The sequence below is a fragment of the Streptomyces sp. NPDC020362 genome, assembly GCF_040642095.1.
In the GTDB taxonomy this organism is placed as follows: Bacteria; Actinomycetota; Actinomycetes; order Streptomycetales; family Streptomycetaceae; genus Streptomyces.
In genome coordinates this window covers 1-13,638 of sequence record NZ_JBFAET010000033.1, presented here as the reverse complement: position 1 = coordinate 13,638, position 13,638 = coordinate 1, and the positions used below count along the sequence as shown (strand labels likewise).

Annotated in this window: 9 protein-coding genes; 7 read left to right on the top strand and 2 right to left on the bottom strand. The window is 73.3% G+C overall.

Features of this window, described 5'->3' with window-relative positions:
* Positions 1-107 precede the first annotated feature (107 nt).
* Positions 108-1,745 (bottom strand): carboxylesterase family protein, encoded by a 1,638-nt coding sequence (locus AB0H32_RS15535; protein WP_361119687.1) that lies wholly within the window; start codon positions 1,743-1,745, stop codon positions 108-110.
* 295 nt (positions 1,746-2,040) lie between these two features.
* Here AB0H32_RS15535 and AB0H32_RS15530 point away from each other — a divergent pair, with 295 nt between their 5' ends.
* The 4 genes from AB0H32_RS15530 to AB0H32_RS15515 are packed head-to-tail and all read left to right on the top strand — an operon-like array spanning position 2,041 to position 6,658.
* Complete coding sequence (locus tag AB0H32_RS15530) at positions 2,041-3,249, top strand: 3-deoxy-7-phosphoheptulonate synthase (protein WP_361119686.1); 1,209 nt, start codon at positions 2,041-2,043, stop codon at positions 3,247-3,249.
* A 4-nt stretch (positions 3,250-3,253) separates the two neighbouring features.
* Positions 3,254-4,042, top strand: a complete 789-nt coding sequence (locus AB0H32_RS15525) for a 2,3-dihydro-2,3-dihydroxybenzoate dehydrogenase (RefSeq protein WP_361119684.1) — start codon at positions 3,254-3,256, stop codon at positions 4,040-4,042.
* A gap of 13 nt (positions 4,043-4,055) precedes the next feature.
* Positions 4,056-4,736 carry an isochorismatase family protein gene (locus tag AB0H32_RS15520; protein ID WP_361119682.1) on the top strand — a complete coding sequence of 227 codons (681 nt, stop codon included), beginning with the start codon at positions 4,056-4,058 and terminating at the stop codon, positions 4,734-4,736.
* On the top strand, positions 4,733-6,658 hold the full coding sequence (locus tag AB0H32_RS15515) for an anthranilate synthase family protein (protein WP_361119680.1): 1,926 nt from the start codon (positions 4,733-4,735) through the stop codon (positions 6,656-6,658). Before AB0H32_RS15520 ends, AB0H32_RS15515 begins: the two co-directional genes overlap by 4 nt.
* Positions 6,659-6,803: 145 nt before the next feature.
* Here AB0H32_RS15515 and AB0H32_RS15510 read toward each other — a convergent pair whose 3' ends face one another.
* Positions 6,804-7,781, bottom strand: a complete 978-nt coding sequence (locus AB0H32_RS15510) for an NADPH:quinone reductase (protein ID WP_361119678.1) — start codon at positions 7,779-7,781, stop codon at positions 6,804-6,806.
* 253 nt (positions 7,782-8,034) lie between these two features.
* Between AB0H32_RS15510 and AB0H32_RS15505 the strand changes: the two genes are divergently transcribed.
* From AB0H32_RS15505 to AB0H32_RS15495, 3 genes are all read left to right on the top strand, one after another.
* On the top strand, positions 8,035-10,020 hold the full coding sequence (locus tag AB0H32_RS15505; RefSeq protein ID WP_361119676.1) for an FAD/NAD(P)-binding protein: 1,986 nt from the start codon (positions 8,035-8,037) through the stop codon (positions 10,018-10,020).
* Entirely contained in the window at positions 10,017-11,450 is a 1,434-nt protein-coding gene (locus tag AB0H32_RS15500; RefSeq protein WP_361119674.1) for an adenylosuccinate lyase family protein, read from the top strand. Before AB0H32_RS15505 ends, AB0H32_RS15500 begins: the two co-directional genes overlap by 4 nt.
* Positions 11,451-12,343: 893 nt before the next feature.
* A complete protein-coding gene (locus AB0H32_RS15495; protein ID WP_361119673.1) occupies positions 12,344-13,495 on the top strand; it encodes a transposase in 1,152 nt (383 codons plus the stop codon).
* Positions 13,496-13,638 lie beyond the last annotated feature (143 nt).

The window sequence follows — 13,638 nt, the reverse complement described above, 5'->3', positions numbered from 1 at the left end:
GTCCGCCGGCCCTGGTCCGCCGGTGCCGGTCCGCCGGTGCCGGTCCGCCGGTGCCGGAGCGCGGACCCGGTCGGCGGTCGGGTCCGCCGGTGCCGGCGCGGACCCGGTCAGCGGTCCGGTCCGGCGTGGGCTCGTGGCGCAGGATGCCATCCGGCCGTGTCCCAGAACCTCAGCTGGGCCGTCTTCGGCAGGGCTGCGATCCGCGGCCCTGCCGGGCTCCCCAGACACAGGGCCTTCGGTGCGTCGGGCGTGAAGGCGGGCCAGTGCGGGGCGAGTCCGCTGCGGGGCACACCGTCGTGCGCGAAGGACGACACGAGGTCCATGAGGGTCGCCGAGACCTGTCGTTCCAGGGGCCCGTCGCCGAAGATCTCGCGGTGCCACGGGGTGCCGTGGGTGCCGAACAGGAACGGCGCGGTGGCCTCGTGCGGTGTGCCGAACGCGGGCGGGTGCACGGCGTAGTCGAAGTGCAGGAGGAACCTCGGCCCACGGCTCTCGCGAGCGCCTCGCTCGGTCAGGCGGACGATCTGATGGCGGAACAGGCTGTCCCCGACGATCTCCGCGTAGAGGGAGACGGCGTCGTCCGCCCGTCCCTCCTCGCGGGCCTGTGCGCGGTAGTGCCCGATGGCCCGGTCGGCGAGAGCGTCCGTGGCGTCGGCGCGGCCCTGGAGCAGGTGGGCGCGGACCATGGTGCGCAGTTCGGTGTCGTCGACCGGGTGCGGAAGGGCGGCGGCGGTGTAGAACGAGCCCTCGGTCGCGGTCGTCACGGTCAGGGTCGGCAGGTCGGGCACGGGCCGGTGGACGTCGTACCCGGGCACCAGTTCGCCGTCCGCGACGGGTCCCCGGTAGCAGCGTCCGGAGGCCACCGGGTGGCGGTCCGGGGCGCCCGTGAAGTACTCCTCCCAGACGGTCAGCAGCTTCCCGGCGTCCACGGTGCGCAGGCCCGGTACGTCGACGCCGAGCCGGTCCGCCAGGGCGTCGAACGCCGTGCGCGCGTCGTCCGGTTCCAGGGCGTAGGCCGGGGCCCAGGCGTGAGCCGCGCTGATCGGGACGATGCGGCGGATCACGCCGCGCAGCCGGGGAAGCAGCGCAAGCTGCCAGACGCCGGCGCCCCCGGCGGACGTACCGCAGAGGGTGATGTTCTGCGGGTCCCCGCCGAACGCCGCGATGGTCGACCGCACCCACTCCACGAGGGCGACCTGGTCCTGGAGGCCCCAGTTGGCGCAGAGGCCGGTGACCGGGTCGGCGAGCTGCTCGTGCCGTCCGAACCCGAACGGCCCGAGGCGGTAGTTGAAGGTGACGACGACGAGGTCCCCGCGGGCGGCGAGCCGCGCGCCGTCGAGGCTCGGGCTCGCGGCGGATCCCGCCCGCCAGCCGCCGCCGTGCACATAGACCAGGACCGGGCGCGAGCCGTGGACGTCCGGCGTCCAGACGTTGGCGTGGACGGCGTCCTCCGCGGACCCCGGGGCGGGAGCCGGTGCGCCGATCGGGCCGGGGCCTGGAGGCTGCAGGAAGGCCTGCGGCAGCGCGGTCGCCGGCCGCGTCCCGGCCCACGGCGAGCAGGGGCGTGGTGAGGCGAACCGGAGCGGGCCCACCGGCGGGGCCATGAAGGGCACGCCCAGGAACGCGCAGACGCGCGCGCCTCCTCCGGCCGGTCCGGGCGCCGCGCTCCGGCCTGTCACCGTCCCCCGCAGCGCACCGGCGCGGGTACGTGCCACCGGCGGCCGGGTTTCCTGCGCGTGCCCCATCAGAACCCTCCGCTGCGTGGTCTTCCGGTTGTCCACAGCACGATCGCAGACCGGGAAATGGGCACCAAGGCACGGAGAGGACATCTGTCAACTACGCATGATTGACAGACTTCCGCCGACATGACGAACCGAACCACTGTCTGTTGGCCGACCCCTTGGGAGGCGCGAGGGTGGTGCCGTGCCTTTTTTCGTTTCGGATCGAAATCCAGGTGATTTTTCACGCCGGGCCATTGTTTCGAGCACCTTCGACCGTCCCGGATCGCCAGGCGAGGGGGAGTCGGAATTGACTGGGGACATGGTGTCCATTCCGCTGGAAAAGGCGGAGCAGCAACCCGAATGGGAGGACCCGTCGCAGGTGCAGCGTGCGCGGGAAACCCTGGCCGGCCGCCCCGGGCTCGTCGACGTCCATGACGTCGAGTCGTTGCGCGCGCACCTGGCGCAGGTCAGCGCGGGTGCGGCAGAGGTCGTCCAGGCCGGTGACTGCGCCGAGGACCCGGCCGAGTGCTCGGCGTCGGACGTGGCGCGCAAGGTCGCCGTTCTCGACCTGCTGGCGGGTGCGATGAAGCTGGCCGGGCGCCGTCCGGTGCTGCGCGCGGGCCGGATCGCGGGGCAGTTCGCCAAGCCCCGCTCACGGCCGACCGAACACCTCGGCGACCTGGAACTGCCGGTGTTCCGCGGCCACTTGGTCAACGGCCCGGAGCCGGAACCCGACGCACGCGTCCCGGACCCGCTGCGCCTGGTCACCGGCTACATGGCCGCCGCCGACATCATGGCCCACCTCGGCTGGGGCCGCCCCGACGGTATGGAGCACCCGGTGTGGACCAGCCACGAGGCGCTGGTCCTCGACTACGAACTCCCCCTTCTGCGCCGGACCGCCGACGGCAGGCTGCTGCTCGCCTCGACGCACTGGCCGTGGATCGGGGAACGCACCCGTCGGATCGACGGCCCCCACGTCGCGCTGCTCGCCCAGGTGCTCAACCCGGTGGCCGTCAAGGTGGGACCGGGCATCGGCACGGACGAACTGCTGGCACTGTGCGGCCTGCTGGACCCCGAGCACCGTCCGGGGCGGCTCACCCTCATCGTCCGGATGGGAGCCGAGGCCGTGACCGAGCGCCTGCCCGCGCTGGTCCGCGCGGTCCGCTCGGCCGGACACCCGGTGGTGTGGCTGGTCGACCCCATGCACGGCAACACGGTGGTCACGCAGAGCGGTTACAAGACCCGCTACGTGCGGACGCTGCAGCGCGAGGTCCGTGCGTTCCGTGCGGTTCTGGCCGAGGAGGGGGCGTTCCCCGGCGGTGTCCATCTGGAGACGACGCCCGACCAGGTCACCGAGTGCGTACTCGACGAGTGGGACGCCGACCGGGTCGGAAAGGTCTACACGAGTTTCTGCGACCCCCGGCTCACCGTCGACCAGGCGCTCGAGGTCCTGGAGGCGTGGACCGCGATCCCATCGCCGGTGATGCCGGCCGAGACGGCTGCCGAGCGGCAGGCGACAGGAGGATGACGCAATGGCAGGAGTGACCGGAGAGCCGGGCGGGGTCGCCCTCGTCACCGGGGCCGCCGGCGGGATCGGCCGCGCCGTGGTCCGCGCGCTCGCCGAACAGGGCACGACCGTGGCGGCCGTCGACCGCGACGACGGCGCCCTGCGCACGTGCGTCGCCGAGCTGACCCGCGCGGGCCTCGCCGTGACGGCCTGCCCCGCCGACGTCACCGAGGCCGCCGAGGTGGAGGCGGCGGTCGCGATGGCGGAGGAGCGGCTGGGACCGGTGGAGTACCTGGTCAACGCCGCGGGTCTGCTGCGCATGGGCACGGTGTGCGAGCTGAGCCCCCGGGACTGGGCGGACATGTTCGCGGTCAACGCGGCCGGGGTCTTCCACATGTCCCGTGCCGTGGTGAACCGTATGGTGCCGCGGCGCCGGGGCGCTCTCGTCACCGTGGCCTCGAACGCCGCCGCGACACCGCGGGCGAGGATGGCCGGTTACGCCGCGTCCAAGGCGGCGGCCACGATGTTCACCAAGTCGCTCGGCCTGGAGGTCGCCCGCCACGGCATCCGCTGCAACGTCGTGGCACCGGGATCGACCGAGACACCGATGCTCTGGTCCATGTGGCAGGACGACAGCGGACGCGCCCACACCCTTCACGGCAGCGCCGCCGACTTCCGCGTGGGCATCCCGCTGGGCAGGACCGCCCAGCCCGAGGACGTCGCCGCCGCGGTGCTCTTCCTGCTGTCCGAGCAGGCCCGGCACATCACGTTGCACGACCTCACGGTCGACGGCGGCGCCTCGCTCGGCGCCTGAAAGGAAGCTGATCATGCCAGGGATACCCGACATAGCCGCGTACCCGATGCCGGGTGAGCACGACATGCCACCCAACACCGTGCGCTGGACGGTACGTCGGGACCGTGCCGTGCTGCTCGTGCACGACATGCAGCGGTACTTCCTGCGGCCGTTCGCCGACACACAGCGCCGCGAACTGACCGGCAACGCCGCCCTGCTCCGGGAGCGGTGCGCGCGGCTCGGCATACCCGTCGCGTTCACGGCGCAGCCCGGCAGCATGACCAGGGAACAGCGCGGGCTCCTCATGGACTTCTGGGGTCCGGGGATGCGGCCGGCTCCGCAGGACCGGGCGGTGACCGACGAACTGGCCCCGCGAGCGGACGACTGGATGCTCACCAAGTGGCGCTACAGCGCCTTCTTCCGCACCGACCTGCTGGCGCGGATGCGCGCGAGCGGCCGCGACCAGCTGATCCTCTGTGGGATCTACGCCCACATCGGGGTCCTCGCCACCGCCGTCGACGCGTTCACCCACGACATCCAGACCTTCCTCGTCGCCGACGCCGTCGCCGACTTCTCCGCACAGGAGCACCGGCTCGCCCTCGGGTACGCCGCCGGGCGCTGCGCGCTGGTGGCCACCACCCGGGGTCTGCCCTTCGAAGGCGGCACGCTGCTGGGGCGGACGGGCGCGGAGCCCGGGAACCGGGCCGTCGCATGAGCCCCGAGCCGACGGCCACGGCGACGGGCGCGGCCGAGGCCCTCCTGGACCGCGTCCTGTCCTCCCCCGCCTCCCAGCCGTTCGCCCTGCTCTACCGCCCGACCGTCACCGGAGTCGACCGGGTGGACGTCCTGACCGGCCCGGTCGCCGCCGTGGACCGGGTCGCCGACCTGCCGGTCCCCGAGTCCCCGCAGGGCCCTTGCGGTGCGGACGTCCTCGCGCTGCTGCCGTACCGGCAGCTTGCCGAGCGCGGCTTCCCCGTGCCCGACGACGGACGGCCGCTGCTGGCCATGACGGTGCAGGAGCAGGCCTCCCTCAGCCGGGCCGCGGTTCTCGGCCGCGTCCCGGACGTGCCGATCCGCATGACGGACGAGCACTTCGACATCGACGACGACGCGTACGCGGATCTCGTGCGCCGCGTCCTCGCCGACGAGATCGGTGTCGGCGAGGGCGCGAACTTCGTCGTCAAGCGCCGCTTCCTCGCGGACATCTCGGACTACACACCGGCCACGGCCGCCGCCCTCTTCCGGCGTCTGCTGGCCCGGGAGTCCGGCGTCTACTGGACGTTCCTGGTCCACACCGGCGAGCGCACCCTGGTCGGGGCCACGCCGGAGAGGCACGTCAGCCTGCAGGACGGCACCGCGGTGATGAACCCGATCAGCGGGACCTACCGCTACCCCGCGTCCGGGCCGACGCTGTCCGGGGTCATGGACTTCCTCGGGGACCGCAAGGAGACGTACGAGCTGTTCATGGTGGTGGACGAGGAACTCAAGATGATGTCCCGGGTCTGTGACACGGACGTGCGCGTGGTGGGTCCGTTCCTCAAGGAGATGGCTCGTCTCGCGCACACCGAGTATGTCATCGAGGGGCGTACGGAGCGCGACGTCCGGGAGATCCTGCACGGCACCCTGTTCGCCCCGACCGTCACCGGCAGCCCGCTGGAGAGCGCGAGCCGTGTGATCAACCGCTACGAGCCGCAGGGACGCGGCTACTACAGCGGCGTCATCGCGCTGGTCGGCAGGGACGGCCGGGGCCGGCGCACCCTGGACTCGTCGATCCTCATCCGCACCGCCGACATCGACTCCTCGGGCCGGCTGGCGATCGGGGTGGGCGCCACCCTGGTGCGCGACTCCGACCCGGCGTCCGAAGTGGCGGAGACGCGGGCGAAGGCGACGGGCCTGCTCACCGCGCTGCGGGCCGAACCGCAGGTGCCGCTGGGCCACCATCCGTCCGTGCGGGCCGCGTTGCGGGCCCGCAACGCGGACCTCGCCCGCTTCTGGCTGCACGGCCCCGAGCCCGCCGCGGCCCCGGGTCCGGTGCCGGCCGGACGGCACGTCCTGGTCGTCGACGCCGAGGACATGTTCACCTCGATGATCGCCCACCAGTTGCGGTCGGCCGGCCTGCGGGTCACCACGCGCCGCCACGACGAGCCGTACTCCTTCGCCGAGCACGATCTGGTCGTGATGGGGCCCGGCCCCGGCAGCCCGCTGAACACGAGCGAGGGCCGGATCGCGCGACTGCACGACGCCATGGGCAGGTTGCTCGCCGAGCACCGTCCGTTCCTGGCCGTCTGCCTGAGCCACCAGGTGCTCTGCCATCGGCTCGGCCTGGACGTGCACCGGCTGGACACACCGCACCAGGGCGTGCAGCAGGACATCGACCTCTTCGGCCGTCGTGAACGCGTCGGCTTCTACAACAGCTTCGTGGCACGCAGCGCCTCCGACCGGCTGAGCCTGCCGGGCGTCGGCGACGTGGAGGTCGGCCGGGACGCCGCCACCGGCGACGTGCACGCGCTGCGCGGCCCGTACTTCGCCGGGGTGCAGTTCCACGCCGAGTCGGTGCTCACCCAGGACGGGGTGCGCATACTCGGCACGCTGCTGGCGGGCGTGCTCGAAGAGACGCAGCATCCCGTCCGATCCTGAACCCCGGCCTCCGCCAGGTCCCGAACTCCGGCTCCCGACCGGTCCCCCACCCCGGCTGCCGACCGGTCCCCAACGGCGGCTCCGGTCCGGTCCTGAACTCCGGCTCCGGTCCGGTCCTGAAGCAGGGTGACCGGCCGCGGCCGCCTCAGGCGGTGCTCAACGCCACCCGCCTGCCGTGCAGTTCGCCCGCCTCCAGCATGCGGTGGGCCTCGGCGGTGGCGCTCAGCGGCAGGACGCGCACGTCCCGGGGCCGCAGGCGGCCGTCCGCCAGCAGCTCGTTGACGCCGCGCGCCGCCTCGGCGAGTTCGGCGGCGGGTGCCCCGGTGATGGCGAAGCCGACGACGGACCGGTCCCGCACGTACAGCGGCCCGGCCGGCAGCGACGGTGTGGTGTGCAGGCCGGCGAGCAGGACGATCCGGCCCCGCCAGGCCAGCAGTTCCACCGCAGTGGCCAGGTCGTTGACGCCTGCCGCGTCCGCGTAGAGGTCGACCCCTTCGGGGCAGGCCCGGGCCAGCCGCGCCCCCAGGTCGCCGCCCCTGCGGTCGACCACGGTGTCGGCGCCCAGCGCACGGCAGTACGCGGCGTCACGTTCGTGGGCCACGGCCACCACCCGGGCCCCCGCCCCGGCCGCGACGGTCACCATCGCGGCGCCGACATTGCCCGCCGCCCCGATCACGACCACGGTCGACCCGGCGCGCAGCCCGCCGTGGGTCACCAGGCCCAGGTACGCCGTGGCGGCCGGATGCAGCAGCGTCACCGCGGACTCCGGTGCCACGCCGTCCGGCAGCCGGTAGAGCCGCTCGGCCGGGACGACCGCCCGCTCGGCCGCCGCTCCCTGCCTGCCGCCGTGACCGAGGCTGTTGCACCACACCCGCTCGCCCGCCTCGAAGCCCGTCACCTCCGCTCCCAGGCCGACGACCCGGCCGACCAGGTCGCGGCCGACCACGAACGGGAACCGAACGGGGGTGCGCACCGCACCGGACCGTATGAAGGTGTCGACGTGGTTGGCCGTCGTCATCTCGACCTCCACCAGCACGTCCTGCGGGCCCGGACGGGGATCGGGCAGTGTGCCGAAACGAATGGAATGCGCGGGACCGAACCCGTCGATATAGGCAGCACGCATACCGAGCATTCTTCCCGGGGGAGCCGCCCTGACCGCCCGTCCGGCGGGGGGACTGCGGAGTGTGTCAACTCCGGCCGCGATCCGCCCCGATACGGCGGCGCACCTGACGGATTGTCGGAGTCGTCGTTGCCGACGCTGCGCCCGGGGTCCAAGGATCGGAGTGTGCTCTGCCGCACAAGCTCGGCCCGTTGCCGCGGCGGCCTCGGCGCTCCCGTGCCCCATGGCGATCCGGAGTGGAGAAGGGGTGCTCAGATTGAACGCGACTGCGCACGAGATCGCGGTCATCGGCGCGGGTCCTCGGGGACTCGCGGTGCTGGAAAGACTGTGCGCGCACGAGCGTGCGCGGCCGTCGCACGCACGGGTGCTCATCCACGTGGTGGACGCCGCCCCGCCCGGCGCGGGTGCCGTGTGGCGCACCGACCAGTCGCGGTTCCTGCTGGCCAACACGGTCGCCTCGCAGATCACCGTCTACTCCGACGCGGCGTCCCGGATCGGCGGGCCGATCGAACCGGGGCCGAGCCTGTACGAGTGGGCCGCGTCGCTGTCCGGGCCCGGGGCGCGGAGCGGGGCCGCCGGCCCTGTGGACGACTCCGCCACGCTGGCGGAGGCACGGTCGCTGGGGCCGGACTCCTACCCGACCCGCGCCCTGTGCGGGCGGTACTTCGCCGAGTGCTTCCGCCGTGTCCTGGCCGGCGCGCCCGGCCATGTCGAGATCCGGGTGCACCCCTCGCGTGCCGTGGCCATGGCCGACACCCACGGCCGTCCCGGCGGACCTCAGGGGATCCGCCTGGCGAACGGTACGCGGCTGAACCGTCTGGACGCCGTCGTCCTGGCCCAGGGACATGTGCCCACCCGGCCGTCGCCGCAGGAGGAACGCACCGCGAGCCTGTCCCGGATCAACCGTCTGACCTATGTTCCGCCCGGCAATCCCGCCGACGCCGACCTGGACGGCATCCCGGCCGGACAGCCGGTGCTGCTGCGCGGCCTGGGGCTGTGCTTCTTCGACTACCTGGCGCTGTTCACGCTCGGCCGTGGCGGCCGGTTCGAACCCGCCGGCGACGAGCTGGTGTACCGCCGCAGCGGCAAGGAGCCCGCGCTGTACGCCAGTTCGCGACGAGGTGTGCCCTTCCACTCCCGTGGCGCGAACGAGAAGGGCGCATACGGCCGTCACCTCCCGCGCCTGCTCACGGCCGACCGCGTGGCGGCCCTGCGCCGGCGGGCCGCGCAAGGGGGCCCGCCGCTGTCCTTCACTAAGGACCTGTGGCCGCTGGTCGCGCGCGAGGTGGAGACCGTCTACTACGAGACACTGCTGGCGCGCCGCCGGGACGGTGCGCAGCGCACCGGGTTCGCCCAGCGCTACCTGGCGTGCGCGGGACCTGCCGAGCGGGACACCGTACTGACCGCCTACGGCGTCCCTGCCGCGGACCGATGGGACTGGAAGGCGATCGCCGACCCCGCGCGGCAGCGCCGCTTCGCGGACCGCGACGCCTTCCGTGACTGGCTGCTCGGCCGGCTGGGCGACGACGTCCGGCACGCGCGGCAGGGCAATCTGAGCGGCCCGCTCAAGGCCGCCCTGGACGTCCTGCGCGACCTGCGCAACGAGGTACGCCTCGCGGTCGACCACGGCGGCCTGGACGGGGCGTCGCACCGCGACGAACTGGAGCACTGGTACACCCCGCTCAACGCGTTCCTCTCCATCGGTCCCCCGCCGCGGCGCATCGAGGAGATGATCGCGCTGATCAAGGCCGGGGTCCTGGACCTCACCGGCCCGGACACCCGGATCAGGATCGACACCGGGAGCCGTTCGTTCGTCGCCGACTCCGACACGGTTTCCGGGCCCACCGTCCGTGCGCAGGTCCTCATCGAGGCCCGGCTGCCGCAACCGGACCTGCGGCGTACCGCGGACCCGCTGCTGCGGCACCTGCTGAGCACCGAGGCCTGTGCCACCTACCGCGTCCCCACCAGGGACGGGGACGCGTACGAGACCGGCGGCCTGGCGGTGGCCCGGCGGCCCTACCGGCTGATCGACGCTCAGGGGCGGCCGCACCCGCGGCGGTTCGCGTACGGCGTGCCGACCGAGTCGGTCCACTGGGTGACGGCAGCGGGGATCCGGCCGGGCGTGGACTCGGTGACCATCGCCGACGCCGACGCGATCGCGCACGCCGTGCTCGCCCTGGGCCCGAGCGGGGCCGGCAGCGGCGCGGCTGCGGAGCACGCCCCCGTCGAGGTCGCCGTATGAGCGTGCCGTCCGCCGGCCCCGCCGGGAGCCCTGCCGGCCCGCACACGATGGATGCCGGGCTCCTGTCCCCGGTACGCGCCGGCACTCCCGTGGAACGGGCGGTGTCCGACTGGGCGTGGCTCCAGGCGATGCTGGACGCGGAGGCAGCACTGGCGCGTGCGCAGGCGGCGATCGGCGTCGTACCGCCGTCGGCGGCACGGGTCATCGGCCTGGCCGCACGGGCCGACCGGCTGGATCTGCGGGCGCTGGCCGTGCACGCGCGCGAGAGCGCCAATCCGGTGGTCGGCCTGGTCCGGGAGCTGACCCGCGCGGTATCCGCCCTGGACCCGGCCGCCGCCGAGTACGTGCACCAGGGCTCGACCAGCCAGGACATCTTCGACACCGCGGCGATGCTCGTCACGCGCGACGCGCTGCGCCTGCTGCGCGCGGACCTGTCCCGGATCGCTGGCGCGCTCGCGGCCCTCGCCCGCGAGCACCGCGACACCGTGCTTCCCGGACGCACCCTGGCGCTGCACGCCGTGCCCACCACCTTCGGGCTGAAGGCCGCCGGCTGGCGCCGGCTGGCGCTGGACGCCGACACCCGCGTGGCCGGCGTGCTCGGGGCCCTGCCGGTCTCCCTGGGCGGGGCCGCGGGCACCTTGGCCGGATACCTGGAACACGGCGCCGACACCGAGCGTCTGCTGACGGCCTTCGCGGCCGAGACGGGGCTGACCGCGCCGCTGCTGCCCTGGCACACCCTGCGCACTCCGGTGGCCGATGTCGCCGCCGCGCTGGCGCACACCACCGGTGCCCTGGGCAAGATGGCGGTCGACGTGCTGTCGCTCACCCGCACCGAGGTCGGCGAGGTTGTCGAGCCCCACGTGCCCGGCCGCGGCAGCTCCTCCGCCATGCCGCAGAAGCGCAACCCGGTACTGGCCACGCTGATCCGCAGCGCCGCCCTCCAGGTGCCGGCGCTGGCCGCCGTGCTCACGCAGTGCATGCTCACGGAGGACGAGCGCTCGGCCGGGGTGTGGCACGCCGAGTGGCAGCCGCTGCGCGAGTGCCTGCGCCTGGCAGGCGGCGCCGCCCACACCGCGGTGGAGCTGGCCGAGGGCCTGGTGGTGCGACCGGAACGGATGAGCGCCAACCTCCGGCTCACCGGCGGTCGGATCGTCGCCGAACGCCTCGTGGCCGCGCTGACCCCGCTGGTGGGCAGAGCGGCTGCGGGTGACCTGCTGGCCCGGGCCACGCAGGCGGCGGACCGGCTCGGCAGGCCACTGGCCGAACAGCTCGGGGAGGAGCCCGAGCTCGCGGGGCGGATCACGGGGTCGCGGCTCGCCCAGTTGTGCGACGCCGCCGGCTATCCGGGTGCCGCTGCCGATCTCGTGGAGCGGTCCCTGCGGGGACACGCCGAGGCGTTCGCCTCCGACGACGGCCAGGGTGACTCCTGACCGCATTCTGACCTTTCCTGACCGCGACACGACGGCAGCCGGTCCGCCTCCGGGCGTATCACGCCCGGTCCTCATGACGAACAGCACGCTGACGAACCTGACCTTGCTCATGACCAGCTAACCGGTCAATGACCTTGCGCGGCGCGGGGGCGCTGGGTTTGAATTTTGAAAGCCTGAGAGACATCGACGGGCAGAAAAGCCGCTTGAAATCTTCTACCGGCGACACTCCGGCCCACCCGCTCGCCATCGGGTGCAGGGTCGGAAAAAGGGGGAACGTAATGCATGGTCCATGCACGCTGCGGAGAACCCGTCTCACGATGCGCGCCGCCGTTCCAAGCAGAAACGGCTGACACTGCGGCGATCGACACGGTGAGCAATTCGGGAATCCTCCGCCGTTCCCTTTCCGTCGGCCCTGCTCAGGCGCACCGCCGGCCTGCGGTCCGGCGCACGTCGCCCCCGCGGGACGACGCGTCTTCCTGAGCCTTCGCCCCGGCGTTCCGCAGCAGGCACCCGTGCGCCGACGATGCCGCACGCCAAGCTGCCGCCCCGAGCGTGCCGCCCCGTGACGGCGCGTGCCACCGCGCTGCCCGCGGCCTCGGCATGCACCGTCGGCCGTGGCGGATCCCCGTTCGCCCGGTCGGCGGATGCCTCTGCTCATCCTGTGCGAATTCCGCCCTCTTCACGCACTTTTCCGACCGCCACCGCCACGGTTTGCCTTGTAACAGGCTGCGCGCACAACCGACTTCGCACCGAGAGCCGCGCCGCCCTCATCGACCGTCCAGACGCGAATTTCGACCACACACCCCGAGGAGCCCTTTGTGCTCAATGTGAGCGGCACACCCGATTGCGTCGACCTTCCGCACGGGCCGACGGACACACCCGATCCCCAGGCAATGCGCAGAGCGGCCCTCGACCGCTCGGTGGCCGAATTGTCCCCCATCGTTTTCTCCTCGCTCCCGCGGGCCGATCAGCGCCATAAAGGAATGATGTATCTGCGGGGTTTACTGGGGGCGACCGGAAGGAAATCGATAAGAAATATCGCGGCATTCCTCGGGGACCGGGTCAACGACCAGAGTCTGCACCACTTCATCAACGACTCCACCTGGGAGTGGGCCCCCATGCGCGAGACCCTCGGCCGCTACCTGGTCCACCAGCTGCCGCCGCAGGTGTGCGTGCTGCATCCCATGGTCATACCGAAGTCGGGCACCCACTCCGTGGGCGTGGCCCGGACGTTCTCGTGGGAGCGCGGCCAGGCCGTCACCGCCCAGCAGGTGATCGGCGTCTGGGGGGTCTCCGCGGCTACGGCGAGCCCGCTCAACTGGTGGCTGCATCTGCCGCCGGAGGGGGCGAGGGGTGCTCCGCCGGGAGGCCGGGCACCGTCCGCCGCGGACGGCGGGCCGCGTCCGGCGACGCCGGAGGACTCGATGGTGAGCGCCTATCTGGAGACGGTGTCACGGCTGCGCCTGCCGCACTGTCCGGTGACACTGAACGCCGAACGGCTCGATGCCATCAGGATCAGCACCAGGCTCAGCGCCGCGGGGCTGAGCCACATCTCCAGGATCGCCAGGGACACCTGGCTGGTGCCCGACGACCCCGCGCTGCCCGGCTGGGGGGAAAGCCCGGTGCGGGCGTGCCAGATCGCGCAGTTGGCCAGGACGGGCCGCAGACGCGTGACGGTGTACCCGACGGGCGCCCCGGACGCCCCGGAACTCGTCGCCACCATGCGGGTCCGCCTCCCGACCGTGCTCGACGCGACGCACCGCACCCGGGGACGCAGGGAGTTCCTGCTGCTCGGTGTCGGCCGCGGCGGCGGTCAGTGGCCCGAGGAGCTGTGGCTGACCGATGCGACGACGACCGACCCCGCCGTCCTGCTACGGCTCATGGGACTCAGCCGGCGGGTGGAGTGCCGCGGCCTGCCACGCGCCGAGCGCGTGGGCATCCGGGACTTCGTCGGCCGTTCGTTCGCCGGCTGGCACCGCCACGCCACCCTCGCGTCGATCGCCCACGCGGCCACGGAACTGGCCGAACGCAGACTGACGGCATAGACAGCCCCTGGTCCGTGGCACCGGGACACGGATCCGAAAGCCGGTCGACGAGTCCCGGCGGGGGGGGGGGGGGGGCGCCCGCGCCCCCCGCACCCCGGCGGGGGGGGGGGGGGGGCCGGGGCAGGGCGGCGAGGGGGCCCCCC

Coding starts and splice junctions, on each gene's coding strand:
- AB0H32_RS15500 (WP_361119674.1), top strand. CDS start 10,017: ATGAGCGTGCCGTCCGCCGGCCCCGCCGGGAGCCCTGCCGGCCCGCAC.
- AB0H32_RS15525 (WP_361119684.1), top strand. CDS start 3,254: ATGGCAGGAGTGACCGGAGAGCCGGGCGGGGTCGCCCTCGTCACCGGG.
- AB0H32_RS15510 (WP_361119678.1), bottom strand. CDS start 7,781: ATGCGTGCTGCCTATATCGACGGGTTCGGTCCCGCGCATTCCATTCGT.
- AB0H32_RS15520 (WP_361119682.1), top strand. CDS start 4,056: ATGCCAGGGATACCCGACATAGCCGCGTACCCGATGCCGGGTGAGCAC.
- AB0H32_RS15515 (WP_361119680.1), top strand. CDS start 4,733: ATGAGCCCCGAGCCGACGGCCACGGCGACGGGCGCGGCCGAGGCCCTC.
- AB0H32_RS15535 (WP_361119687.1), bottom strand. CDS start 1,745: ATGGGGCACGCGCAGGAAACCCGGCCGCCGGTGGCACGTACCCGCGCC.
- AB0H32_RS15530 (WP_361119686.1), top strand. CDS start 2,041: ATGGTGTCCATTCCGCTGGAAAAGGCGGAGCAGCAACCCGAATGGGAG.
- AB0H32_RS15495 (WP_361119673.1), top strand. CDS start 12,344: ATGCGCAGAGCGGCCCTCGACCGCTCGGTGGCCGAATTGTCCCCCATC.